General features: G+C 72.9%; 24 protein-coding genes. 15 read left to right on the forward strand and 9 right to left on the reverse strand.

Features of this window, described 5'->3' with window-relative positions:
* Positions 1 to 19: 19 nt before the first annotated feature.
* Positions 20 to 799, reverse strand: a complete 780-nt coding sequence (locus tag IE136_RS07930; protein WP_189599929.1) for a VOC family protein — start codon at positions 797 to 799, stop codon at positions 20 to 22.
* A 147-nt stretch (positions 800 to 946) separates the two neighbouring features.
* Positions 947 to 1912 (reverse strand): NAD(P)/FAD-dependent oxidoreductase, encoded by a 966-nt coding sequence (locus IE136_RS07935; RefSeq protein WP_189599930.1) that lies wholly within the window; start codon positions 1910 to 1912, stop codon positions 947 to 949.
* 77 nt (positions 1913 to 1989) lie between these two features.
* Between IE136_RS07935 and IE136_RS07940 the strand changes: the two genes are divergently transcribed.
* From IE136_RS07940 to IE136_RS07985, 10 genes are all read left to right on the forward strand, one after another.
* Positions 1990 to 2574, forward strand: coding sequence for a helix-turn-helix domain-containing protein (locus IE136_RS07940; RefSeq protein WP_189600019.1), 585 nt, complete (start codon positions 1990 to 1992; stop codon positions 2572 to 2574).
* 104 nt (positions 2575 to 2678) lie between these two features.
* Positions 2679 to 3647, forward strand: coding sequence for an NADPH:quinone oxidoreductase family protein (locus IE136_RS07945; RefSeq protein WP_158992740.1), 969 nt, complete (start codon positions 2679 to 2681; stop codon positions 3645 to 3647).
* The gene (locus IE136_RS07950; RefSeq protein WP_189599931.1) at positions 3644 to 4825 is read left to right on the forward strand and encodes an acyl-CoA dehydrogenase family protein; all 1182 of its coding nucleotides are present in this window, start codon (positions 3644 to 3646) and stop codon (positions 4823 to 4825) included. The genes IE136_RS07945 and IE136_RS07950 overlap by 4 nt, the downstream gene beginning before the upstream one ends.
* On the forward strand, positions 4822 to 5976 hold the full coding sequence (locus IE136_RS07955; RefSeq protein ID WP_189599932.1) for an acyl-CoA dehydrogenase family protein: 1155 nt from the start codon (positions 4822 to 4824) through the stop codon (positions 5974 to 5976). The genes IE136_RS07950 and IE136_RS07955 overlap by 4 nt, the downstream gene beginning before the upstream one ends.
* 161 nt (positions 5977 to 6137) lie before the next feature.
* Positions 6138 to 7745, forward strand: a complete 1608-nt coding sequence (locus IE136_RS07960) for an ABC transporter substrate-binding protein (protein WP_189599933.1) — start codon at positions 6138 to 6140, stop codon at positions 7743 to 7745.
* Positions 7746 to 7768: 23 nt separating this feature from the next.
* The gene (locus IE136_RS07965) at positions 7769 to 8734 is read left to right on the forward strand and encodes an ABC transporter permease (RefSeq protein ID WP_189600020.1); all 966 of its coding nucleotides are present in this window, start codon (positions 7769 to 7771) and stop codon (positions 8732 to 8734) included.
* On the forward strand, positions 8727 to 9635 hold the full coding sequence (locus IE136_RS07970) for an ABC transporter permease (protein ID WP_189599934.1): 909 nt from the start codon (positions 8727 to 8729) through the stop codon (positions 9633 to 9635). Before IE136_RS07965 ends, IE136_RS07970 begins: the two co-directional genes overlap by 8 nt.
* Positions 9636 to 9727: 92 nt before the next feature.
* A complete protein-coding gene (locus IE136_RS07975; RefSeq protein ID WP_158994931.1) occupies positions 9728 to 10624 on the forward strand; it encodes an ABC transporter ATP-binding protein in 897 nt (298 codons plus the stop codon).
* A complete protein-coding gene (locus tag IE136_RS07980) occupies positions 10617 to 11300 on the forward strand; it encodes an ABC transporter ATP-binding protein (RefSeq protein ID WP_189599935.1) in 684 nt (227 codons plus the stop codon). The genes IE136_RS07975 and IE136_RS07980 overlap by 8 nt, the downstream gene beginning before the upstream one ends.
* A gap of 113 nt (positions 11301 to 11413) precedes the next feature.
* Entirely contained in the window at positions 11414 to 11608 is a 195-nt protein-coding gene (locus IE136_RS07985; RefSeq protein WP_158992754.1) for a hypothetical protein, read from the forward strand.
* A 337-nt stretch (positions 11609 to 11945) separates the two neighbouring features.
* Here IE136_RS07985 and IE136_RS07990 read toward each other — a convergent pair whose 3' ends face one another.
* Positions 11946 to 12743 (reverse strand): VOC family protein, encoded by a 798-nt coding sequence (locus IE136_RS07990; protein ID WP_158992756.1) that lies wholly within the window; start codon positions 12741 to 12743, stop codon positions 11946 to 11948.
* A gap of 207 nt (positions 12744 to 12950) precedes the next feature.
* Between IE136_RS07990 and IE136_RS07995 the strand changes: the two genes are divergently transcribed.
* Together IE136_RS07995 and IE136_RS08000 are read left to right on the forward strand one after the other, a co-directional pair.
* Positions 12951 to 14030, forward strand: coding sequence for an NAD(P)H-dependent amine dehydrogenase family protein (locus IE136_RS07995; RefSeq protein WP_158992758.1), 1080 nt, complete (start codon positions 12951 to 12953; stop codon positions 14028 to 14030).
* Entirely contained in the window at positions 14027 to 14506 is a 480-nt protein-coding gene (locus IE136_RS08000) for a carboxymuconolactone decarboxylase family protein (protein ID WP_158992760.1), read from the forward strand. The genes IE136_RS07995 and IE136_RS08000 overlap by 4 nt, the downstream gene beginning before the upstream one ends.
* Before the next feature lie 58 nt (positions 14507 to 14564).
* On the opposite strand, the gene IE136_RS08005 is transcribed toward IE136_RS08000, so the two are convergent.
* Positions 14565 to 16148, reverse strand: coding sequence for a GMC oxidoreductase (locus IE136_RS08005; RefSeq protein ID WP_373309022.1), 1584 nt, complete (start codon positions 16146 to 16148; stop codon positions 14565 to 14567).
* A gap of 205 nt (positions 16149 to 16353) precedes the next feature.
* Here IE136_RS08005 and IE136_RS08010 point away from each other — a divergent pair, with 205 nt between their 5' ends.
* Positions 16354 to 17001: a DUF6197 family protein gene (locus tag IE136_RS08010; RefSeq protein ID WP_189599937.1), complete on the forward strand. Its 648-nt coding sequence runs from the start codon at positions 16354 to 16356 to the stop codon at positions 16999 to 17001.
* Here IE136_RS08010 and IE136_RS08015 read toward each other — a convergent pair.
* Both IE136_RS08015 and IE136_RS08020 read right to left on the reverse strand, forming a co-directional pair.
* Entirely contained in the window at positions 16958 to 17872 is a 915-nt protein-coding gene (locus IE136_RS08015) for an oxygenase MpaB family protein (protein WP_158992766.1), read from the reverse strand. The two genes, IE136_RS08010 and IE136_RS08015, sit on opposite strands and share 44 nt — an antisense overlap.
* Before the next feature lie 53 nt (positions 17873 to 17925).
* On the reverse strand, positions 17926 to 18711 hold the full coding sequence (locus IE136_RS08020) for a VOC family protein (RefSeq protein ID WP_373309023.1): 786 nt from the start codon (positions 18709 to 18711) through the stop codon (positions 17926 to 17928).
* 184 nt (positions 18712 to 18895) lie between these two features.
* Between IE136_RS08020 and IE136_RS08025 the strand changes: the two genes are divergently transcribed.
* Positions 18896 to 20095 (forward strand): FUSC family protein, encoded by a 1200-nt coding sequence (locus IE136_RS08025; RefSeq protein ID WP_158994935.1) that lies wholly within the window; start codon positions 18896 to 18898, stop codon positions 20093 to 20095.
* 22 nt (positions 20096 to 20117) lie between these two features.
* Here the strand turns inward: IE136_RS08025 and IE136_RS08030 are convergent, their stop codons facing one another.
* Positions 20118 to 20309: a hypothetical protein gene (locus IE136_RS08030; protein ID WP_158992768.1), complete on the reverse strand. Its 192-nt coding sequence runs from the start codon at positions 20307 to 20309 to the stop codon at positions 20118 to 20120.
* 143 nt (positions 20310 to 20452) lie between these two features.
* On the opposite strand from IE136_RS08030, the gene IE136_RS08035 reads away from it, so the two are divergent.
* Positions 20453 to 20731 (forward strand): hypothetical protein, encoded by a 279-nt coding sequence (locus tag IE136_RS08035; RefSeq protein ID WP_189599938.1) that lies wholly within the window; start codon positions 20453 to 20455, stop codon positions 20729 to 20731.
* Here IE136_RS08035 and IE136_RS08040 read toward each other — a convergent pair.
* Together IE136_RS08040 and IE136_RS08045 are read right to left on the reverse strand one after the other, a co-directional pair.
* Positions 20725 to 20979, reverse strand: coding sequence for a hypothetical protein (locus tag IE136_RS08040; protein ID WP_158992772.1), 255 nt, complete (start codon positions 20977 to 20979; stop codon positions 20725 to 20727). The genes IE136_RS08035 and IE136_RS08040 overlap by 7 nt on opposite strands.
* A gap of 304 nt (positions 20980 to 21283) precedes the next feature.
* The gene (locus tag IE136_RS08045) at positions 21284 to 21751 is read right to left on the reverse strand and encodes a hypothetical protein (RefSeq protein ID WP_189599939.1); all 468 of its coding nucleotides are present in this window, start codon (positions 21749 to 21751) and stop codon (positions 21284 to 21286) included.
* Between the last annotated feature and the right edge of the window lie 55 nt (positions 21752 to 21806).

The raw sequence follows: 21806 nt of genomic DNA on the forward strand, positions 1-21806 counted from the left end.
CCCACCCCCGGACGGTGGGCTACGTCCGCGGCACGGGCTTCAGAACGGCGAACGGAGCTCCGAAGGGGTCGGCGAGCCACGCGATCCTGCCCACGTCCGGGACGTCCGCCGCCGGCATGAGGACCGAGCCGCCGTTCCCCTGAGCGCGGCCGACGACCTCGTCCGCGTCCCCGACACCGAAGTACGGGATCCAGCGCGGCTTGTCCCCGCCGTCCTGGAGCTCGGCGATGCCGCCGAAGGAGGCGTCCTGCTGGTCGCCCTCGGAGGTGGACAGGACCCGGTACGTCATCCCGGGCGCCTCCATCTCCTGCGAGCGCCAGCCGAACAGCTTCCCGTAGAAGTCCAGCGCCGCCGCCGGGTCGGCGACGTGGAGCTCGACCCAGCACAGCGTGTTGTCCTCGGCAGTCCTCTCCAGGCCCTTGACGGAGGCCGGCTGCCATACGGCGAAGTCGACGCCGCCCGGATCGGTCAACTGGGCCATCCGCCCGGCGTCCATGACGTCGAGGGGCTGGGCGCGCACGGTGCCGCCGCTCTGCTCGGCCGTCTTCGCCGTGGCGTCGACGTCGGGCGTCTGGAAGTAGACCGTCCAGGCGGAGTCGGCCCCCTCCTCGGTCAGCGGCCCCAGCGCGGCGACCGTCCGGCCGTCCCGCTGGAAGAAGCCGTAGCCCCCGGCGTCCGGTCCCGCCGAGGCGAAGTCCCAGCCGAAGACGCCGCTGTAGAACGCGGCGGCGGCCGTCGTGTCGGGACTGCCCAGGTCGAGCCAGCTGGGGGAGCCCTTGGTGAAGTCCGTACCGAGCATGTGGTCTGTCCTGTCTCTGCGCTTCCGGTCTCTCCGCTTCCGGAGGACTCCGGCCACCATCGCCGATCCTCGCCGCTCCCCCCGGCCCCCGCAGCGGTACGCCTCGCAGTTCATCCGCGTGGACCAGCCCCCGGCCGGCCGCGCGCGTCACCCGCCGGCTCGGGTGGCCGCCTCGCGGTCCAGGTCGGTGAGGGTCAGTTCCGCGTTGACCGCCACGCCCGCCCGGTAGCCCCCGCTCGCCGCGTTGATCACCTGTTCCGCGGGGCCGATCGCGTTCCCGGCCGCCCATACGCCGGGCACGCTGGTCAGGCCCGTCGCGTCCACCGTCACGAAGGCGCCCAGGGGGGTGTCGTGCGTCGCGGCGCCCAGCGCCGTCAGCAGTTCGTCCCGGGGTGTCATGCGGGTGCCGGCGAAGAGCACGGACCGCTCGACGATCCGCCCGTCCGTCATCCGCACGCCCGTCATCCGGTCCTCCTCGACGACCAGCCCCGCCACCTCGCCCGTCACCACGGTGATGCCCGCGGCCGCCACCCGGCCGAGATCCTCCTCGGTCAGGGCAGCGGCCGTGTGCGGGAAGAGGGTCACGTCGTCGGACCATTGGGAGACCAGCAATGCCTGGTGCGCGCCCATGACCGGGTGCGCGATCACCCCGAACGCCTGGTCGCGGACCTCCCAGCCGTGGCAGTACGGACAGTGCAGCACGTCGCGCCCCCACCGCTCGGCGACGCCGTCGATCGCGGGCAGTTCGTCCACCAGGCCGGTGGTGACGATCAGCCGCCGGGCCCGTACGGTGGGCCCGCCGTCGACCGTGACGACGAAGCCGTCCGCCGCGTCGGGGACCGCCTCCGTCACCCGGCCGGCCCGCCGTTCCACCCCGTACGCCGCGATCTCGCGCCGTCCGACCTCCAGGAACTCCGCCGGGCTCATCCCGTCCCGGGAGAGGTATCCCTGCATGTGGGCGGCCGGGGCGTTGCGCGGCTCGCCGGCGTCGACCAACAGGGTCCGGCGCCGGGACCGGCCGAGGACCAGGGCCGCGCTCAGTCCCGCCGCGCCTCCGCCGACGACCACGACCTCGTACCGCTCCCGCTCAGGTGTGCTCTCGTATGCGTCCATGCCCCGACCTTCACGCGGCGGAGACGAATCGACAAACATTCTTGCTGTTTCCGCAAGAATCCCTGACCATGAACGCCATGACCGAGGACGAACGCATCGACGAGGTGCTGAACGACGTCGGCCCGCGACTGCGCCGCATCCGGCGCGAGCGCGGGGCGACCCTGGGCGATCTCTCCGCCTCCACGGGCATCTCCGTGTCCACCCTCTCCCGCCTGGAGTCCGGGCAGCGCAGGCCCAGCCTGGAGCTGCTGCTCCCGATCGCCCGGGCGCACCAGGTGCCGCTCGACGAACTCGTCGGCGCGCCGCAGGTCGGCGACCCCCGGGTGCGCGCGAAGCCGATCGTGCGCAACGGCCGCACGATGTACCCGCTGACCCGCCAGCCCGGCGGTCTGCAGGCGTACAAGGTCGTGCAGGAGAAGCCGCACGAACACCCCGACCCGCGCGTCCACGAGGGGTACGAATGGCTCTACGTGCTCTCGGGGAAGCTGCGGCTCGTCCTCGGTGAGCACGACGTCGTGCTCGGGGCGGGGGAGGCGGCGGAGTTCGACACGCGCGTGCCGCACTGGTTCGGGCCGACCCCCGACGCGCCGGTGGAGTTCCTGAGCCTGTTCGGGCCGCAGGGGGAACGGATGCATGTGCGGGCCCGGCCGAAGAAGTCCTGAGAAGTGCCGGGCATACGGTTCCCCCAGAGCAAGCGACCGCTTAGTATGCGACCGATCGCGCAGTACCGACCGCGCAGTACGGACGACGGCTGGTGGAGGACCCGATGCAGGCATGGCGAGTGCACGAGAACGGTGAGCCGGGCGAGGTGATGCAGCGCGACGAGGTGGACCTGCCCGTACCCGGAGAGGGGCAGATCCTGCTCAAGGTCCGCGCCGCGAACATCAACTTCCCCGACGCGCTGCTCTGCCGGGGCCAGTACCAGGTGCGGCCCCCGCTGCCCTTCACCCCCGGAGTGGAGATCTGCGGCGAGACCGAGGACGGGCGCCGCGTCCTCGCCACCCCCGTCCTTCCGTACGGCGGCCTCGCCGACTACGCGGTGGCGGACGCCGCGGCCGTGCTCCCCGCGCCCGACGCCCTGGACGACGCCGAGGCCGCCGCCCTCCACATCGGCTACCAGACCGGCTGGTTCGGCCTCCACCGCAGGGCCGCCCTCAAGGAGGGCGAGACCCTCCTCGTCCACGCCGCCGCGGGCGGCGTCGGCAGCGCAGCCGTCCAGCTCGGCAAGGCGGCCGGCGCCACGGTCGTCGGCGTCGTCGGCGGACCGGACAAGGCCGCCGTCGCCCGCGAACTGGGCTGCGACGTGGTCGTCGACCGGAACTCCGAGGACGTCGTCGCCACGGTCAAGGAGGCCACCGGCGGCCGGGGTGCCGACGTGATCTACGACCCGGTCGGCGGCGCCGCCTACGCGCAGTCCGCCAAGCTCGTCGCCTTCGAGGGACGGATCGTCGTCGTCGGCTTCGCCAGCGGCACGATCCCCTCGCCCGCCCTCAACCACGCCCTCGTCAAGAACTACTCGATCCTCGGCCTGCACTGGGGGCTCTACAACCTCAAGGACCCGGCCGCGATCCTGCGCTGCCACGAGACCCTCACGGACTACGCGGCCAAGGGGCTGATCAAGCCCCTGGTCACCGAGCGGCTGCCCTTCGCCGACGCGGCGGACGCCGTGCAGCGGGTCGCCGAGGGCGTCACCACCGGCCGCCTCGTCGTCCTCCCGGAAGGAGCCCGCGCATGACGGACGCCGCCGAACTGCGCACCCGCACGCAGCGGTTGCTCGCCGAGCACCCGCCCGCCACCACCGCCCGCGAGGACTTCCTCCGGGCCCGCTTCGACGCCGGCCTCGCCTGGGTCCATTACCCCGTGGGCCTTGGCGGACTCGACGCCCCGCGCTCCCTCCAGGCCGTCGTCGACGCCGAACTGGCCGCTGCCGGAGCCCCCGACAACGACCCTCGCCGGATCGGGATCGGCCTCGGCATGGCCGCCCCCACCCTCCTCGCGTACGGCTCCGACGAGGTCAAGCAGCGCTTTCTCAAGCCGCTCTGGGTCGGCGAGGAGGTGTGGTGCCAGCTCTTCAGCGAGCCCGGCGCCGGCTCCGACCTCGCCGCGCTCGCCACCCGCGCCGTGCGGGACGGTGACACATGGGTGGTCAACGGCCAGAAGGTGTGGACGTCGAGTGCCCACGTCGCCCGCTGGGCCATCCTCATCGCCCGTACCGACCCGGACCTGCCCAAGCACCGGGGCATCACCTACTTCGTCTGCGACATGACCGACCCGGGCGTCGAGGTGCGACCGCTGCGCCAGATCACCGGCGAGGCGGAGTTCAACGAGGTCTTCCTGACCGACGTCCGCATCCCCGACGCCCACCGCCTCGGCGAGGCCGGCGACGGCTGGCGGGTGGCCCAGACGACCCTGATGAACGAACGCGTCTCCATCGGCGGCGCCCGCATCCCCCGCGAGGGCGGCATGATCGGCCCGGTCGCGAAGACCTGGCGCGAGCGCCCCGACCTGCGCACCCACGACCTGCACCGGCGCCTCCTCGACCTCTGGGTCGACTCCGAGGTCGCCCGCCTCACCGGCGAACGGCTGCGCCAGCAGCTCGTCGCCGGACAGCCGGGCCCCGAGGGCAGCGCCATGAAGCTCGGCTTCGCCCGGCTCAACCAGGCCATCAGCGGCCTGGAGGTCGAACTGCTCGGCGACGAAGGGCTCTTGTACGGGGACTGGACCATGCGCCGCCCCGAGCTCGTCGACTTCACCGGACGCGACGCCGGCTACCGCTATCTGCGCTCGAAGGGCAACTCCATCGAGGGCGGTACGACCGAGGTGCTGCTCAACATCGTCGCCGAACGCGTCCTCGGCCTGCCCCCCGAGCCCCGCAACGACAAGGACGTCGCCTGGAAGGACCTCGCGCGATGACGGATCTGCTCTACTCCGAGACCGAGGACGACCTGCGGGCGGCGGTCCGCTCCCTGCTCGCCGACCGGGCCGACGCCCAGACCCTGCTCGGCCGGATCGAGACCGGCGCCCCGTACGTCCCCGGCCTCTGGAAGTCCCTGGCGGGCGACATGGGCGCGGCCGGACTGCTCGTACCCGAGAAGCTCGGCGGCCAGGGCGCGAGCCACCGCGAGGCGGCCGTGGTCCTGGAGGAGCTGGGTCGCGCGGTGACCCCGGCCCCGTACCTGACCAGCGCCGTGGTGGCGACCGAGACCCTGCTCGCCCTCGACACGGAGGGCGAGCCCGTGGCCGAGCTGCTCGCGGGCCTCGCGAGCGGACGTACGGTGGCGGTCCTCGCCCTGCCGCTGTCGACGGCCCCCGGCACCGAACGGGGTCTCGCCACCGCGCCGCGGGAGCACGGGGTCGACATCGGCTCGGGCGCTCCGGAGACGCGAGAAGGAGGAGGAAGCGGGCGGCCCGGCACCGTGACCGGTGTCGCCGACGCCCTCGCCGCCGACGTCTTCCTGGTGCCGCGCGCGGACGGGCTGTACGCGGTCCCGGCCGGCGACGCCGTCGTCGTACCGCAGACCCCGCTCGACCTGACGCGGCCGCTGGCGGCCGTCACCACGGACGGCGCGGTCGGCACGCTGCTCGCCGACGCGGAGACGGCCGGGGCGGCGATCCGGCGGGGGCTGCTCTCCGGCGCGGGACTCCTCGCCTCCGAGCAGCTCGGGCTCGCCGAGTGGTGCCTGGAGGAGACCGTCCGCCACACCCGCCAGCGCTACCAGTTCAACCGGCCGGTCGGCTCCTTCCAGGCGCTCAAGCACCGGATGGCGCAGCTCTGGCTGGAGATCGTCAACGCCCGCGCGGCGGCGCGCGCGGCGGCCGACGCGCTGGCCACCGGCAGTCCCGAGGCGCCGCTGACCGTGGCCGTGGCCCAGGCGTACTGCTCGAAGGTCGCCGTGCACGCGGCCGAGGAGTGCGTCCAGCTGCACGGCGGCATCGGCATGACCTGGGAACACCCCGCCCACCTCGCGCTCAAGCGGGCAAAGTCCGATCAGGTCGCCCTGGGCTCGGCTGGCCGGCACCAGGACGCGATCGCCGCCCTGGTCGACCTTCCGGCACCTGCGTGACAGCGGGACTTCCCGCACCGGCGTGACGCCGGACCTTCGGTACCCGCCTGAGCCGGCTTTCCGGCCAAAGTAAGGGGCCCATGTGCCCCCACCCCTTTACATACTGTTTAATTGCGAGCTGTTCGCAACAACGGTTGATCTTCAAGAGGGGTGTGGGCACGATGACCGCCCGATCCATACGCGGCGTGGCCGCCGCGACCCTGGCCGGAGCCATGGCCCTGACCGCGGCGGCCTGCTCGAACCCGGGCGGGTCCGCCGTGGGCTCCGACGGGCGCAAGGATTCCGCGGTCGTCGGCATCGCCTACGAGCCCGACAGCCTCAGCCCCCTCCTCGGCTACGGCAAGGACGGCAACTCCAAGATCTTCGACGGGCTGCTCGCCTTCGACGGCGCCATGAAGCTCCAGCCCGCCCTCGCCACGGCCCTTCCCCAGGTCAGCGCCGACGGCATGACCTACATCTACAAGCTCCGCAAGGGCGTGAAGTTCAGCGACGGCGCGCCTTTCTCCGCCAAGGACGTCGTCTTCACGTACAGGACGGTGCTCGACCCGAGGACCAACAACCCGTCCCGGACCGAGCTCGACGCCCTGAAGGACGTCAAGGCCGTCGGGGAGGACACGGTCGTCTTCACCCTGAAGTACCCCTACGCGCCCTTCGCCGAGCGGACCGTCCTCGCCATCGCCCCCGAGCACATCGCGGCGGAGCAGGACGTCAACACCGGCAGCTTCACCACCCGCCCCATCGGCACCGGACCGTACATCCTCACCGACTGGTCCAAGGGCGAGAAGCTCAGCTTCAAGGCCAACCCCACCTACTGGGGCGGCGCGCCGCAGGTGAAGAAGTTCACGATGGCGATCATCAAGGACGACGACGTCCGCGCGACCCGCCTGCGCTCCGGAGACCTCGACGGCGCGATCCTGCCGCCCAACCTCGCCGCCGGATTCAAGAACGACCCGGCGAAGAAGACGTACGCCGCCACGACGTACGACTACCGGACCGTGACCCTCCCCACCCACAACCCCGTCACCGGGGACACCGCCGTCCGCCGCGCCCTCGACATCGCCGTCGACCGGCAGGCCATGGTCGACCAGATCCTCGAAGGCGCCGGCAGGCCCGCCTACGGACCCGTGCCCACCGACAGCCCGTGGTTCGCCAAGGGCACCGAGCGCCGCCACGACCTCGCCGGCGCGAAGAAGATCCTCGACGAGGCCGGCTGGAAGCCCGGCCCCGACGGCATCCGCGTGAAGAACGGCGTACGGGCCGAGTTCCCGCTCTGGTACCTCTCCGGCGACAAGCTCCGCCAGGACCACGCCCTCGCCTACGCCTCCGACGCCAAGAAGGCCGGCATCGCCGTCAAGACCCAGGGCGGCACCTGGGAGGTCATCGAGCCGAGGATGAAGACCGACGCCGTCCTCGCCGGCGGCGGCTCGCCCGGCGACCCCGACTTCGACCAGTACCTCCTCCTGAAGTCCAGCCTCGGCGGCGACGGCTTCAACAACATGGCGTGGTACGACAACAAGACCGTCGACAGAGCCCTGGAGGACGGCCGCCGCACGAACGACACCGTCGAGCGGCGGGCCGCGTACGACACCGTGCAGCGCGAGCTGGTGAAGAACCCCGGCTACACCTTCCTCACCCACATCGACCACCTGTACGTCGTGAACGACCGCTGGGACGGCCTGTCCACCCAGACCGAACCGCACGACCACGGCCTCGCCGCCGGCCCCTGGTGGAACGTCGAGCGCTGGATCCCGAAGGACGCGAAGAAGTGAGCCGGCGCCTCCCCTGGGGGGCCATGGCCCGGATGACGGGGCGGCGCGCCCTGGCCGCCGTCCCCGTCCTCCTCGCCGTCACCTTCGCGGTCTTCGCCGTCGCCGCGGCCTCCCCCTTCGACCCCGTCAAGGCCTACGCCGGCACCGCCGGACTCACCGCCTCCCAGGAGAACCTCGACCAGCTCCGCGCCAACCTCGGCGTGGACCGGCCGCTCGTCGCCCGCTGGTGGGAGTGGCTCACCGCGGCCCTCCACGGCGACCTCGGTGACTCCAGCGTCATGCGCCGGCCCGTCGCCGACGTCATCACCGAACGCATCGGGTGGTCCGCGCTCCTCGCCGGCACCGCCTTCCTCGTCGCCATCCTGCTCGGCACCGCGCTCGGCGTCCTCGCGGGACGCCGCCGCGGCGGACTGCTCGACCGGACCGTCAGCTCCGTCGCGTACACCCTGGAAGCCGCCCCCGCCTTCTGGCTCGGGCTGCTGGCCATCTGGTTCTTCGCCCTGAAGCTCGGCGCCCTGCCGGCTGGCGGACTCACCGACACGGCAAGCGACACCGTCACCTTCGACCAGGTCGCCGCCCACCTCGTGCTGCCCGCCCTCGTCCTCGGTGTCTCCCAACTGCCCTGGTTCTTCCTGTACGTCAGGCAGGGCGTCGGCGACGCGCTGGACGAGGACTCCGTGCGCGGCGCCCGCGCCCGCGGCCTGCGCGAACGCACCGTCCTGCTCGGGCACGCCCTGCGCTCCGGAATGCTGCCCATGCTCACCCTCGTCGGCTCCCGCGTGCCCGAACTCATCACCGGAGCCCTCCTCGTGGAGACCGTCTTCAGCTGGCCCGGCATCGCCGCGGCGACCGTCCAGGCCGCCACCTCCGTGGACTTTCCGCTGCTCGCCGCCCTCACCGTGCTCGCCACCGCCGCCGTCCTCCTCGGCAACCTCCTCTCCGACCTGCTGTACGGGCTCGCCGACCCGAGGGTGGGCTTCGATGGCTGACCGTGTGACTCCTGCGCCCCCTGCGACCCGTGCCTCCCGTACGACCCGTGCCCCCCGTCGTCTCGGGGCCGGCCGGCAGGCCCGGCGCGTACGGCTGTGGACGTCCGCCCTGATCGTCGGCGCGGTCGTCCTCACCGTGCTGCTCGTGCCGCCGCTCGTCCAGCTCGACGAACAGGCCGTCGACCTCTCCCGCAAACTCCTGCCGCCGTCCTGGGACCACCCCTTCGGCACCGACGACGTCGGCCGCGACCTGCTGTTCCGCTGCGTGTACGGGCTGCGGGTCTCGCTCCTCGTCGGCCTCGTCGCCGCGCTGGTCGCCACCCTCATCGGGACCGCCGTCGGCGCGGCGGCAGCCTCCCTGGGCGGCTGGACCGACCGTGTCGTGATGCGGATCGTCGACGCCTTCGCCTCCGTGCCGCACCTGCTCCTCGGGATCTTCATCGTCGCGATGTTCCGGCCCGGCGTCTGGCCCGTCATCGTCTCCGTCGCCCTCACCCACTGGCTGTCCACCGCGCGGATCGTCCGCTCCGAGGTGCTCTCGCTGCGCTCACGCCCCTACATCGACGCGGCGGTCTCCGGCGGCGCCTCACGGTGGCGGGTGACCGTACGCCATCTGCTGCCCGCCGTCCTGCCGCAGGCCGGGCTCGCCGCCGTGCTGATGGTGCCGCACGCCATGTGGCACGAGTCCGCCCTCTCCTTCCTCGGCCTCGGCCTCCCCAGCCACCAGGCCAGCCTCGGCAACCTGGTGCAGTCCGCCCGCTCCTCCCTGCTGGCCGGTGACTGGTGGCCGACGCTCTTCCCCGGGCTGCTCCTGATCGTGCCGACGCTGGCGCTCGCGGGGCTCGCCGGCGTCTGGCGGGACCGGCTCAATCCGCGCCGCCGATCGGAGCTGATGCTGTGAACACCCGAGTACTGCGGGCCCTGGAGGCCGTCACCGCCGAACGCGCGGAGGGCGCCGTGCTGAGCGTCCGCGGCCTCACCGTCCGCTTCCGGATGCGCGGCGGCCGGCAGGTCGCCGCAGTCACCGACGCCGACTTCGACCTGGCGGCGGGAGAGTGCCTCGCCCTCGTCGGCGAGAGTGGCTGCGGCAAGTCCGTCCTCGCCTCCGCGCTCCTCGGTCTCCTCCCGGGCAACGCCGAGACGTCCGGCACGGCAGTGCTCGACGGCGTCGACCTGCTGACCGCCGACGAGCGGACGCTCGCCCGTACGGTACGGGGGCGGCGCGTCGGACTCGTACCGCAGAGCCCCGCCGCCCACCTGACCCCCGTCCGCACCGTCCGCTCCCAGCTGGAGGAGACCGTCCGCGAACTGACCGGCGTCGCCCGGCGGGAGCGGCGCGCCGCCGCCGAAGCGGCCGCAGAACGGGCCGCGTTCCCGGCCGGCCACCTCGACCGCCACCCGCACGAGCTCTCCGGCGGCCTCGCCCAGCGTGCCGCCACAGCGCTCGCCCTGATCGGCGACGCCCCGCTCCTGCTCGCCGACGAGCCCACCACCGGCCTCGACCGCGACCTCGTCGAGCGGACCGTCGACGAGCTGCGCCGCCACGTCGACGAGGGCCGGGCCCTGCTGCTGATCACCCACGACCTGGCGGCGGCCGAACGCGTCGCCGACCGGGTGGCCGTGATGTACGCGGGCCGGATCGTCGAGACGTCCGCCGCCCACCGCTTCTTCGGCGAGCCGGGCCCCCGCCACCCGTACGCCCGGGGTCTCCTGAACGCCCTGCCCGACCGGGCGTTCGCCCCGATCCCCGGCATGCCGCCCGAGCTGACCGACCTGCCGCCGGGCTGCGCCTTCGCGCCGCGATGCGCGCGGGCGACGGAGGCCTGCGCCACCCTTCCCGAGCCGCTGGCGGGAGTGGCCTGTCACCACCCGGAGAGCCCCCGTGCTTGAACTCCACGACATCACCGCCGGCTACGACCGCCGGAACCCCGTCTTCACCCGTGCGGCGCTCTCCGTCGCGCCCGGCGAGTCGGTCGGTCTCCTCGGGCCCAGCGGCTGCGGCAAGTCCACGCTCGCCCGGGTCGCCGCACTGCTCCACCGGCCCGACGCGGGACGTGTCTCCCTCGACGGAACAGAGGTGAGGGCCTGGCGCCACCGTGCGCCCCGCGCCCTGCGGACCACCGTCGGCGTGGTGTTCCAGCAGCCCCGCATGTCCGCCGACCCGCGCCTGCGCCTGCGCGACCTGATCGTCGAACCGCTGCGCGCCGCCGGCCGCCGCACCGGGATCCCCGCACGCCTGGCCGAACTCGCCCCTGCCGTGGGCCTCACCGACGACCTCCTCGCCCGCCGACCGCACGAGGTCAGCGACGGCCAGCTCCAACGCGCCTGTCTGGCACGCGCCCTGGTGCTCCGCCCGCGCCTGCTGGTCTGCGACGAGATGACGGGCATGCTCGACGCCTCGACCACCGCCGCGCTGGTCACCGCGGTGGAGGCCTACCGCGCGGAGACGGGTGCGAGCCTCCTCGCCGTCGGCCACGACCGCCTGCTCCTGGAGCGCTGGTGCGACCGTACGGTCGACTGGTCCGACTGTCTGACACCGGCCGGAGGCGGCTCCCCGACCTCCTGAGCCGGAACGTCACCCTTTCGGCAGGCATGCCGTACGGCCGTACGGCGGCCCGGCTGCGCCACACTGGCCGCCGAACGCCGCGATTCAGGCGCGGCGCAAGGAGGGTGTGGGCGATGGCCGTAACCATTTCAGTCGTACTGCTTCTGCTCGTCCTGGCGGTGATCTTCCTCCGCAGCGGCGGCCTCAAGCTCTCCCACGCGCTGGTCTGCGCCCTGCTCGGCTTCTTCCTCGCCGGCACGAGCATGGCGCCGACCATCCAGAACGGGGTCGCCGCCACCGCCAACGTGGTCAGCAGCCTCAAGCCCTGAGCCGCGGGCTCCGTGGGGCGGCGCCGTAACGTTTCACGACCGTGAAGCCCCCCCCGAAACCGGAGGCGTTTCGCTCTTCGGCGCCCGTGAGAAGTACGTCGCCATCACCGACGACGCCGACGACCGGATGAACGTCCTCGTCCACCGGCGCGGCACGGACGTCCCGAGGCCCCAGCGGCTGGTCCGCGTGATCGCGGTCTCCCGCCCCGGCGCCTCCACCGCCGACAACTCCCTGATCAGCGGGGGCGACGGCCTCGCCGTCCGTGACCGAGCCCGAGACACGGCGACGCCCGGGGCCGCGAGAGCGGCGGCCCCGGGCGCCCGGCTCACCCGCGACTCAGATCATCTCGGGCATCTCGCCCTCGGTGGTCGACAGGTCGATGACGGCGAAGGCCGCACCCTGCGGGTCGAGGATCGCCGCGAAGCGGCCGAACGGGCTGTCCATCGGGCCGAAGACCTTCCGGCCGCCCAGCTTCTCCGCCTTCTCGACCGCCTGGTCGCAGTTGTCGACGGCGAAGTAGATCTGGACGTACGGAGGGATCTCCTCGGGGAAGTCCTCCGGCGTCATCGTCATCCGGCCGAGGACCGGCTGCTCGCCGCCCAGGTCGAAGACCTTGTAGTCGACATGGTCGTCCTGCATCGTCTTCGCGTTGTAGCCGAAGACCGAGGTGAGGAAGGCGTCGGACTTGGCGGGCTCGCGGGTGAAGACCTCGGCCCAGGCGAAGGAGCCGGGCTCGCCCTCCAGCTCGAAGCCCTCGTGGACGCCGGGCTGCCAGACGCCGAAGAGGACACCGGTGGGGTCCTGCGCGAGGCACATGGAGCCGAAGTCGCTCACCTGCATCGGATCCATGAGCAGAGCGCCGCCGCTGTTCTTGATCTTCTCCGCGGTGGCGGCCACGTCCGGCGAGGAGAAGTACAGACACCAGGCCGACTTCGGGTCGCCCTGGCCGGGCATCGGCGGGACGACGGCCGCGACCGCCTTCCCGTTCCGGTAGGCCTGCGTGTAGTTGCCGAATTCCGAGGAGGACTCGCCGAAGGTCCAGCCCAGCACCTCGCCGTAGAACTTCTTGGCTCCCTCGACGTCGGTGAACATCGCGTCGGTCCAGACCGGCGTGCCTTCAGGTCGTGCGGCCATGACGGTGACTCTCTTCCGATCGATGGTGTTGGCTCGATGTGTGTCTCGGTGCGCTTCTCGATGGGGGTTCCCGAGGGCCACGCTAATCAGGGCGTGCCCGCCTCGCTCGGTGACGGAGCGTAGTCAGGGGTGACGCGCCGGCTCGAAGGCGAAGAGGGTAGCCGCACGCCCCTAGGAACTGACGGTCCGTCAGGATAATCTCAGCGCATGATTCCGACGGTTGTCTGGGGCACCGGGAATGTCGGTCGCGCGGCCATTCGGGCCGTCGACGCCCACCCGGTGCTGGAACTCGCCGCCGTACTCGTCCACGATCCGGCCAAGGACGGTCGCGACGCGGGCGAACTCGCCGGACTCGACCGCCGCCTCGGCGTCGCGGCGACCCGCGACACCGCGGGGGCGCTCGCCGCCCGCCCCCGCGCGGTGGTGTACGCCGCCTCCGGGGATACCCGGCCCGACGAAGCGCTCGCGGACGTCGTCGCGGCGGTCCGGACCGGCGCCGTGGTCGTCACCCCCGCGCTGTATCCGCTCTACGACCAGCGGAACGCCCCGCCGGAGTTCCGGGACCCGGTGCTCGCCGCCGTCGCCGAGGGCGGCGGCTCGCTCTTCGCCTCGGGCGTCGACCCCGGCTGGGGCAACGACGTGCTGCCGCTGCTGATCAGCGGCCTCGGCACCACCGTGGACGCGGTCCGCTGCCAGGAGATCTTCGACTACTCCACGTACGAGCAGGAGGACTCCGTCCGTCACCTGATCGGCATGGGGCACCCCATGGGGTACGAGCCCCTGATGCTCGCCCCGGGCATCCCCGCCATGGTGTGGGGCGGCCAGATACGGCTCATGGCCAGGGCGCTGGGGATCGAGCTCGAAGAGATCCGCGAGACCCTGGAGCGCCGCCCGCTCGACGCCACCGTGACCACCCGGACGATGGGCGCCTTCGAGGCCGGCACCCAGGGCGCCGTCCGCTTCGAGGTGCAGGGGATCGTCGACGGTGAGCCCCGCCTCGTCGTCGAGCACATCACCCGCGTCCACCCCTCCTGCGCCCCGGACTGGCCGACGCCGCCCGACGGCGCCGGGGCGCACCGGGTGATCATCGAGGGCCGCCCGCGGATCGAGGTCACGGTCGAGGCCGCGGACGAGGGGGAGAACCGCTCCGCGGGCGGGAACGCCACCGCGGTCGGCAGGCTCGTGAACGCCATCGACTGGCTCGTGGCGGCCGGGCCCGGCCTCTACGACGCGCTCGACGTCCCGCTGCGTCCGGCAGTCGGCAGAATCGGAAGGAGACCGTCGTGATCATCGACATCCCGGAAGGGCGGGAGCCGATCGGGTACGTGTGGGGCGACATGGTCCCCGGGATAGGGACGGCCGCCGCGAACTTCTCGCTGTCGGTGTACGAGCACACGACCCTGGGGCTGCGCGAGTTCGAGGCGGCACGGTTGCGGATCGCCCAGATCAACGGGTGTGCCTTCTGTCTGGACTGGCGTACCGAACGGGACGGGGAGAAGGTCGAGGCCACGTTCGCCGACGCGGTGACCGAGTGGCGCACCACCGACGCCTTCGACGACCGGACGCGTCTGGCCGCCGAGTACGCCGAACGGTACGCCCTGGACCACCACGGCCTGGACGACGCCTTCTGGACGCGTATGACCGCGCACTACGGCCAGGCCGAGATCGTGGAGCTGAGCATGAGCATCGGTTCCTGGCTGGCGTTCGGCCGGCTCAACCATGTGCTCGGACTCGACAGCGTGTGCGTCCTGCCCGGGGGGTGAGCCGGGCCGGAGGTCGTCGCGGGCCGGCCGGGTGCGGCGGACCGGCTGGGCGCGGCGGTCACAGATCGGTGGCGATGATCTTCTCGATGTTGCGCTCGGCGAGCGCCGTGATGGTGACGAACGGGTTGACGCTGGTGTTGCCGGGGATCAGCGAGCCGTCGACGACGTACAGGCCCGGGTGGCCGTGGAGGCGGCCGTAGTTGTCGGTGGCCTTGCCGAGCACCGCACCGCCGAGCGGGTGGTACGTGAGGTGGTCGCCCCAGATCCTGTGGGAGCCGAACAGGTCGGTGCGGTAGATCGTCCCCTCCTTCGCGTTGATCCTGTCGAAGATCGTCTTCGCCGCGTCGATGGACGGTTGCTTCCAGGCGGTCTGCCAGTCCAGCTCGACACGGCCCGCTGCGGCGTTCCAGGTGAACTCGGCGCGGTGCGGGTTCTTCGTGATCGACAGATAGAACGAGGCGTAGGTCTCGATCCCGGTCGGCAGCGGCGCCACCTCGGCGAACGCCCCGCCGGCGTCCCAGTTGTCGATGCCGGCCGTGGGCATGGCCGACTGCAGTTTTCCGGTCGCGTCCCACATGTGGTTGGCGCGGCCGCACATGACGTTGCCGTTGTCGCCCCAGCCCTTGCCGATCTCGCTGTTCAGGCGCGGCAGCGCGCCGGTGGCCTTCAGCCGGGTGAGCAGCTTGCCGGTGCCGACGCTGCCGGCCGCGAAGAACACCCTGTCCGCGGTGACGGTCTTGACGGCGGTGGTGTTTCCGCCGGTGTCGAGCTGCTCGATGACGACCGTGTAGCCGCCGCCGGCCGCCGGGGAGACCGAGGTGACCCGGTGCAGCGGTGAGACGGTGAGTCTGCCGGTGGCCGCCGCCCGGGCGAGGTAGGTCTTCTGGAGCGTCTTCTTGCCGTGGTTGTTGCCGTAGATGACCTCGCCCTCCAGTGCCGACGTGGGGACGGCCCCGGCGGCCTCCTGCTTCATGTACTCCCAGTCGTACACGTTGGGCACGAAGACGAACGGGAAGCCGGAGCGCTGGGCGTGCTTGCGGCCGACCCGCGCGTACTGGTAGCAGGCGGCGCTCTCCCACCAGGCCGGGTCGACGTGGGTGACGCCGAGCCCCGCGTTGGCGCGCGGGTAGTAGACGTCGTACATCTCGTCGACGTTCACGGACGGCAGGACGGCGCCGAAGTTCTCCCGGCGCGGAGTGACGGCCATGCCGCCGTTGACGAGCGAGCCGCCTCCGACGCCGCGGCCCTGGTAGACGGTGATGCCGCCGAACTCCTCGGCGTCCAGGATCCCGGTGTACCGCGGGACGTCCTTGTCGAGCGGGAAGCCGAGGAAGTTGCTGAGCGGCTGCTTGGTCCGGGTGCGCAGCCAGAAGGACCTGTAGTCGGGCTTCGTGGTGTTGGCGAAGATCTTTCCGTCGGAGCCGGGGGTGTCCCAGGCCATACCCATCTCGACCAGGTGGACGTCGACACTGGCCCGGGCGAGCCGCAGCGCGGTGACCGACCCGCCGTAGCCGCTGCCGATGATCAGCGCGGGGACGTGGGATCCGGCGGCGACGGGGGCGGCCGTGGCGGAGCGGAGGGGGAGCGCCGTGACGGCGAGAAGAGAACCTGTTCCAGCGATGAATCTGCGTCGTGTGACCACGTGAAAGTCCTCACGCTCGGGGGGAAGGGGAACGAGTTCTACTGCTGCCCGCATGGGAAGTCACGGCATACCGATTGGTAACTTATGGGTGGATCGCGCATGTTCCGGGCGCGATCAGGTTCCGGGTCACTCAAGGCGTATCGGCATGAAGCCGACAATCCACTCAGCGAGAGGACCGAGAACCGACCGAGGAGAGCGCCCGCCCATGGAGACCGTCGCCCCCCACCCCGCATTCGAGACGGTTCCCGACACCGCCCCCGAGGCCGTCGACCGCGCCGCCGCCCGGCTCTACGACACCGCCGCCTGGCAGGAGATCGTCCGCCGCTGGGACACGACCGCACCCGCGCCGGGTCCCGTGCCGGGTCCCGTGCCGGCCCCCGAGGAGTGGCGCCGCCTGCTCTCGGTCCCCGTCGACGAGCTGGTCGCCACCGCCCTCGGCGCACTTCCCGCGCCCCCGCCCGTCGAGCGGCCGCTTCCCGGCCGGCTCGGTGCGATCCTCCCCGACCGCCTGCACGCCTGGCGCCGCATCGGCCAGCCCGACCTGCGCCCCTCCGCCCACCTCGCCCACGCCCGCCGCGTCCTCGTCGAGTGGGGCTGGCAGAACCGGCCGTACCGCCTCCGCGACGCCCGCGGGGCCCGCTGCCTCTGCGGCGCCCTGCTGACCGCCCACCGCCTCGGCCACGGCAGCGCCGAGACGATGAACCGCTCCGCCGCCTGGATCGTCACCGAACTGCGCGCCCAGGGCTGGACCGGCCTCATCGGCCCCTGGAACCGCGCACCGGGCCGCACCGCCGAGCAGGCGCTGGCCCTCATCGACGCGACGATCCGCCGGGCCGCGCACGCGGGAGAATGATCCCGTCAGGCGGCGGAGGATCCATGGCCCAGCGGATCGCCCGCGTCACCACCACGCCGCCCGCCCGCGCCACCGGCCGCGCCGACCGGGGCATGTACGGCAGCCCGAGCTGTTCGTGCGCCCACGGCGGCAGCAGCGCCAGCGCGCCCGCCGCGAGCAGCGCGTACGGAGGGCGGGCCTGCCAGGGCAGCGGTGGGCTCAGGAGCAGGAACCGGGCGGCCTCCCGGCCGGCGGGCGTACCCCGCAGCTCGCCGCGGTAACCGGCCAGCTGCTCCGCCAGTTCGGCGACGGTGCGGGGCGGGTGCTCCACACCGAGCTCCTGGGCGATCCGCGCCGCGTCCGCCACATAGCCGTCGTACCCGGCCCGGTCGAGCGGCGCCGCTCCGTAGCACCGATGGGCCCGCAGGAAGCTGTCCACCTCGGCCACATGCACCCAGCCCAGCAGACGCGGATCCGACGCGCGGTACGGAACACCTTCGGCGGTCGTGCCCGTCACCCGCCGGTGGACCGCCCGTACCCGGTCGACCGCGCGCCGCGCGTCGTCGGCCGTGCCGAACGTCGTCACCGCCAGGAAGGTGCTGGTCCGCTGAAGCCTGCCCCAGGGGTCGCCCCGGAACCCCGAGTGGGCGGCGACGGCGGCCATGGCGAGCGGATGCAGGGACTGCAGCAGCAGCGCCGCCAGACCCCCGGCGAACATCGAGGCGTCACCGTGGACCGTACGGATCGGACGCTCGGGGCCGAACCACCGCGGCCCCGGAGTGCCGTGGATGCGGGCACGCGTCTCCTCGCCCGACGGGCCGGCGACACGGCGGAAGAGCGAGGCGCCGAGCCGCACCCTCAGGTCGTCCACGGAGGCGGGTGGCCATCCCATGCGGCCAAGTATGCGCCCGCGCCGCCCCTTCCCCGGAGCGCGCCGGTCAAGAGCTACTGTCCGTCGGCCACCGTGAAGAGTCCGCCGTCCGGATCGCGCAGGGTGGCGCACCGGCCGTCCTCGGAGGGGTGCGGCGCCGAGGCCGGCGTCCCGCCGAGACGGACCGCCGTCTCGACGGCCTTGTCGACGTCCGGGACCCGGAAGTGGACGTGCCACCGGGGCCTGACCTGCGGGTCGGGGGCCGCTTCCACGGCGCCGCCGACGAGCCGGGCGACGGTCACGCCGGCGTGGCTCAGCACGACATGGTCGTCCTCGTAGGAGACCTCGCAGCAACCGGGACGCTCCCCGGCCCACTCCAGCACCTCGGCGTAGAAGATCGCCGCGTCGAAGGCGTTCCTGGTCCGCAGCTCCAGCCACGCCGGGGCCCCACCCTTGCCGACGCTCCAGTCGGGGATGACACGGCCCTCCCAGATACCGAAGACGGCACCCTCGCGGTCGGAGGCGAGCGCCGCACGGCCCGTGCCGAACCGCAGCGGTCCCACGGCCACTGTGGCGCTGCGCTCGCGGATGCGCGCCGCGGCGGCGTCGGCGTCGTCGACGGCGAAGTACGGAGTCCACGCGACGGCCACCGCCAGGCGGGGCGCGAGCGCGCCGATACCGGCGACCGGTGCCCCGTCGTGGAAAGCGACGGAGAACTCCTCGCCCAGCTTCGTGGGGCGGAACTCCCATCCGAACACGGCGCCGTAGAAGGACTCCGCCGCGCGCAGGTCGCGGGTCATCAGGCTGACCCAGCAGGGAGCGCCGAACATCGCATGGCTCGAGGTCGACACAACCTTCATCCATCCGTCGTGGACGTTTTGACCGCTTCTCATCCCACCGTACCCCCCGGAAGATCGCCATTCCGGCAACCTCCGCCCGGCCGCGCCGCCGCCGAGTGCGCGGCGACTTCGGGTACGAAAGCCTGATGGGGGCAGGAGAGGGCGAAGCCCACAGGAAAGGACCGTGACATCTGACGTGGCGGACATGGGAAACGCGCTCCGGCGGCCAGTGGCCGGCCTGCTCGCACGGCGAAGGGAACCGGCCGTCGTCCAGACCCTCCGCTCCACCGCCGCGGCGACGATCGCCTACGTCGTCGCGCTCCAGCTGAGCAGCGAGGCCGCCCCGCTCACCGCGCCGCTCACGGCGCTCCTGGTCGTCCAGGTCACCCTCTACTCCACGCTCACCACCGGGATCCGCCGGGTGAACTCCGTGGTCGTCGGCGTCCTCATCGCGATCGCGTTCAGCGCACTGGTCGGCCTGACCTGGTGGAGCCTCGGGCTGATCATCCTTGCCTCGCTCGTGGTCGGACGCTTCGTGCGGGTCGACGAGTTCGTGCCCGAGGTCGCGATCAGCGCGATGCTCGTCCTCGGTGTCACCCAGGTCACCGACACCGCCTGGGACCGCGTCCTCGAGACGCTCATCGGCGCGGTGGTGGGCCTGCTCTTCAACGTGGTCCTCGCCCCGCCCGTCTGGGTGGGGACGGCCGGCGAGTCCATCGAGGACATGGCCCGGCGCATGCGGCAGCTCCTGCTGCGGATGGGCGAGGAGCTCACCAGCCCCACCCTCGTCGAGGACGCGGCCGCCCGCCTGCACGAGGCGCGCCGCCTCGACAACGACGTGGCCGACGTGGACGCGGCCCTGCGTCAGGCCGAGGACAGCCTCCGCCTCAACCCCAGGGTCAAGGAGGGGCTGCTGCACCGCATCGTGCTGCGCACCGGTCTGGACACCCTGGAGATCTGCGCCGTCGTGCTGCGGGTCCTGGCCCGGACGCTCACCGACCTCGCCAAGGAGCGGCGGGAGGAGGAACTCTTCCCGCGCGAGGCGGCGCTCGCACTGGAGGAACTCCTGGCCCACGTCGCCGACACGCTCGTCAGCTTCTCCGTCCTCGTGACCACCCGGGTCACGGCGAACGCCGACGCGGCGGAGGAGCGGCTGACCGGAGAGCTCCTGGCGGCCCGCGCCGTCCGCGACAGGGCGGCCGACCTGCTGCTCCAGGGTGTGCTGCGGGATCCACGGCAGTGGCAGCTGCACGGGGCCGTGCTCGCCGAGGTCGACCGGATCCTCGACGAGCTGGACCTGGACCACCGGAGCCGGCGACTGATGGAGGAGCTGGACCGCCAGTCGCGCGAGCGCCACGAGAAGCGTCCGAGGCTGTCGGCGCTGCGCGCCAAGCTGGGGGTCTGAGCGGACTGACGGGTTCCACGCGTCAGCGCCGGGCGTTCATCAGCTCCTGGAACGAGCTCATGCAGGGGGTGCAGTGACGGTCGGTCCTCTCGCGCTCTTCGAGGTGCTCCTCGTGGAGGGACTGACCACAGAGGGCGGTCGCGGTGCCCATGGCGGCGACGTGCCAGACGAAGACCCCGTCCGGGGCCGCGAGGCCGACGTGCATTTCGTACATGGTCGTCTCCATGCTCGGCGGACGGTTGCCTCTCCAGTGCACCGGAGAGAGGGGGGGTTGCACGTCCGGAGCGCCGCTGTTCGGGTGACGGCTACGCTGGACCAGAGGGCGTTCGACGGCCCTGTCCGGCGGGAGACGACCCCATGAGACGACGCCACCACTTCCACACCGACCACGCGGGGCACTCCGTGAGCGTCACCGTCCAGACCGGGCACACCGCCGTGGTCGAGGTCCTCGTCGACGGCAAGGAGACGGGGTACGCCACCACCGGCGGCGACCGCCCGGTGAGCGTGCGTGTCGAGCTGCCCACCGATCCGCCGACCGCGGTCACGGTCCGCGCGACGCCGGGCCCCGGCGTCCCGCGCTGTGTCCTGGAGGTGGAGGGCGCCGAGGGCCAGGTCATGCCCCCACGGCCCTACTGAGGCTCCGCGGCGGGCCGGTCGGCCGGGCCGGTCAGCCGCCCGTGGCCGGCCGCGGGACGTAGCGGGGCCGTCCCGCCCGGGGCGGCAAAGAGGCTCCCGCCGTGCGCGGGGGCGCCCCAGGAGGCGATGGAGAGCCCGGGCCCGGCCGACCCCCAGCCGCTGCGGAACCGTCCCGCCGCGGCGCTCTCCCAGGCCACCGTCTCCACCAGCCGGTCGAGCCGCGGCGGCTCGCGGGCGAGCGCCTGCACGCCGGACAGGGGCGCGCTCCGCGCCGCATCAGCCGCGCTGGGGTGAGCAGCCCGTCGACGAGGCCGCCCATGCCGTCCGCGGGCCGCAGCGTCCGGCGCGGCACCTCGGCGCCCGCCCCGTCCCCCGCACGGCGCCGTCTCTCCGAGCATGCGCGGCGAGGCGACCGGAGTCCGCCGCGCGTGCGCCGCGTCGGCGGGCAACGACCCTGCTGCCGCAGCGCCGTCTGCGCCGGACGGGCCGCCCGCCCGGACGGCACATGGCCGACCGAGGCCGACAGGCACACCAGGACGGCGCGGCCGACGCTCAGCGGCCAGGCGTACGACGGTGGTCGGCGAGCGCGGAGGAGGCGCCGCGGACGGGGACCACGGCGCCGTCCCGGCCCGTGTCGCCCACCGCGGCCGGGGCGAAGTAGGGCTCGGCGAAGAGGCGGACCGGTCGTCCGTGCGTGGGGTGCCGGCCGACGGCGACGACGTCCTCCGTGCGGACGGCGGTCCCGGCCGCCGCCCGGACGTCGGCGGGGCGCCCGCCGGCCGGACAGGGCCGGTCCGGGGCGAGGTCGACGACGGGGTCCGAGGAGCCGTTCCGGGGGACGGAGCAGACGGTCGGGGGCGGGCATTCCGTGTCCATGGTCTCGACCACGTCCCGGCTGTCGGGCCGGTCCTCCTCGTCGTGCGTGAGGAGGCTGATCGCGTGCGTGGTGGCGAGGTTCATCGGCCGGTCGAGCCGCTCGCGCCACCACCGGTCGTCGCTGCGCACGGCGAAGACGGCCATCGAGCCTTCAGTGGTCGGAACGATCCGGCCATCAGGGGCGATACCCGCACCGATC

This window comes from Streptomyces lateritius (assembly GCF_014649715.1).
In the GTDB taxonomy this organism is placed as follows: Bacteria; Actinomycetota; Actinomycetes; order Streptomycetales; family Streptomycetaceae; genus Streptomyces; species Streptomyces lateritius.

Bases quoted from the DNA above. Each gene is read 5' to 3' on its own strand.
- IE136_RS07975 (WP_158994931.1), top strand. From the start codon at position 9,728: ATGCGCGGCGGCCGGCAGGTCGCCGCAGTCACCGACGCCGACTTCGAC.
- IE136_RS07965 (WP_189600020.1), top strand. From the start codon at position 7,769: ATGGCCCGGATGACGGGGCGGCGCGCCCTGGCCGCCGTCCCCGTCCTC.
- IE136_RS07935 (WP_189599930.1), bottom strand. From the start codon at position 1,912: ATGGACGCATACGAGAGCACACCTGAGCGGGAGCGGTACGAGGTCGTG.
- IE136_RS08025 (WP_158994935.1), top strand. From the start codon at position 18,896: ATGGGAAACGCGCTCCGGCGGCCAGTGGCCGGCCTGCTCGCACGGCGA.
- IE136_RS07995 (WP_158992758.1), top strand. From the start codon at position 12,951: ATGATTCCGACGGTTGTCTGGGGCACCGGGAATGTCGGTCGCGCGGCC.
- IE136_RS07950 (WP_189599931.1), top strand. From the start codon at position 3,644: ATGACGGACGCCGCCGAACTGCGCACCCGCACGCAGCGGTTGCTCGCC.
- IE136_RS08010 (WP_189599937.1), top strand. From the start codon at position 16,354: ATGGAGACCGTCGCCCCCCACCCCGCATTCGAGACGGTTCCCGACACC.
- IE136_RS08045 (WP_189599939.1), bottom strand. From the start codon at position 21,751: ATGGCCGTCTTCGCCGTGCGCAGCGACGACCGGTGGTGGCGCGAGCGG.
- IE136_RS08020 (WP_373309023.1), bottom strand. From the start codon at position 18,711: ATGAAGGTTGTGTCGACCTCGAGCCATGCGATGTTCGGCGCTCCCTGC.
- IE136_RS07930 (WP_189599929.1), bottom strand. From the start codon at position 799: ATGCTCGGTACGGACTTCACCAAGGGCTCCCCCAGCTGGCTCGACCTG.
- IE136_RS08030 (WP_158992768.1), bottom strand. From the start codon at position 20,309: ATGTACGAAATGCACGTCGGCCTCGCGGCCCCGGACGGGGTCTTCGTC.
- IE136_RS07945 (WP_158992740.1), top strand. From the start codon at position 2,679: ATGCAGGCATGGCGAGTGCACGAGAACGGTGAGCCGGGCGAGGTGATG.
- IE136_RS07985 (WP_158992754.1), top strand. From the start codon at position 11,414: ATGGCCGTAACCATTTCAGTCGTACTGCTTCTGCTCGTCCTGGCGGTG.
- IE136_RS07940 (WP_189600019.1), top strand. From the start codon at position 1,990: ATGACCGAGGACGAACGCATCGACGAGGTGCTGAACGACGTCGGCCCG.
- IE136_RS07960 (WP_189599933.1), top strand. From the start codon at position 6,138: ATGACCGCCCGATCCATACGCGGCGTGGCCGCCGCGACCCTGGCCGGA.
- IE136_RS07970 (WP_189599934.1), top strand. From the start codon at position 8,727: ATGGCTGACCGTGTGACTCCTGCGCCCCCTGCGACCCGTGCCTCCCGT.
- IE136_RS08035 (WP_189599938.1), top strand. From the start codon at position 20,453: ATGAGACGACGCCACCACTTCCACACCGACCACGCGGGGCACTCCGTG.
- IE136_RS07955 (WP_189599932.1), top strand. From the start codon at position 4,822: ATGACGGATCTGCTCTACTCCGAGACCGAGGACGACCTGCGGGCGGCG.
- IE136_RS07990 (WP_158992756.1), bottom strand. From the start codon at position 12,743: ATGGCCGCACGACCTGAAGGCACGCCGGTCTGGACCGACGCGATGTTC.
- IE136_RS08015 (WP_158992766.1), bottom strand. From the start codon at position 17,872: ATGGGATGGCCACCCGCCTCCGTGGACGACCTGAGGGTGCGGCTCGGC.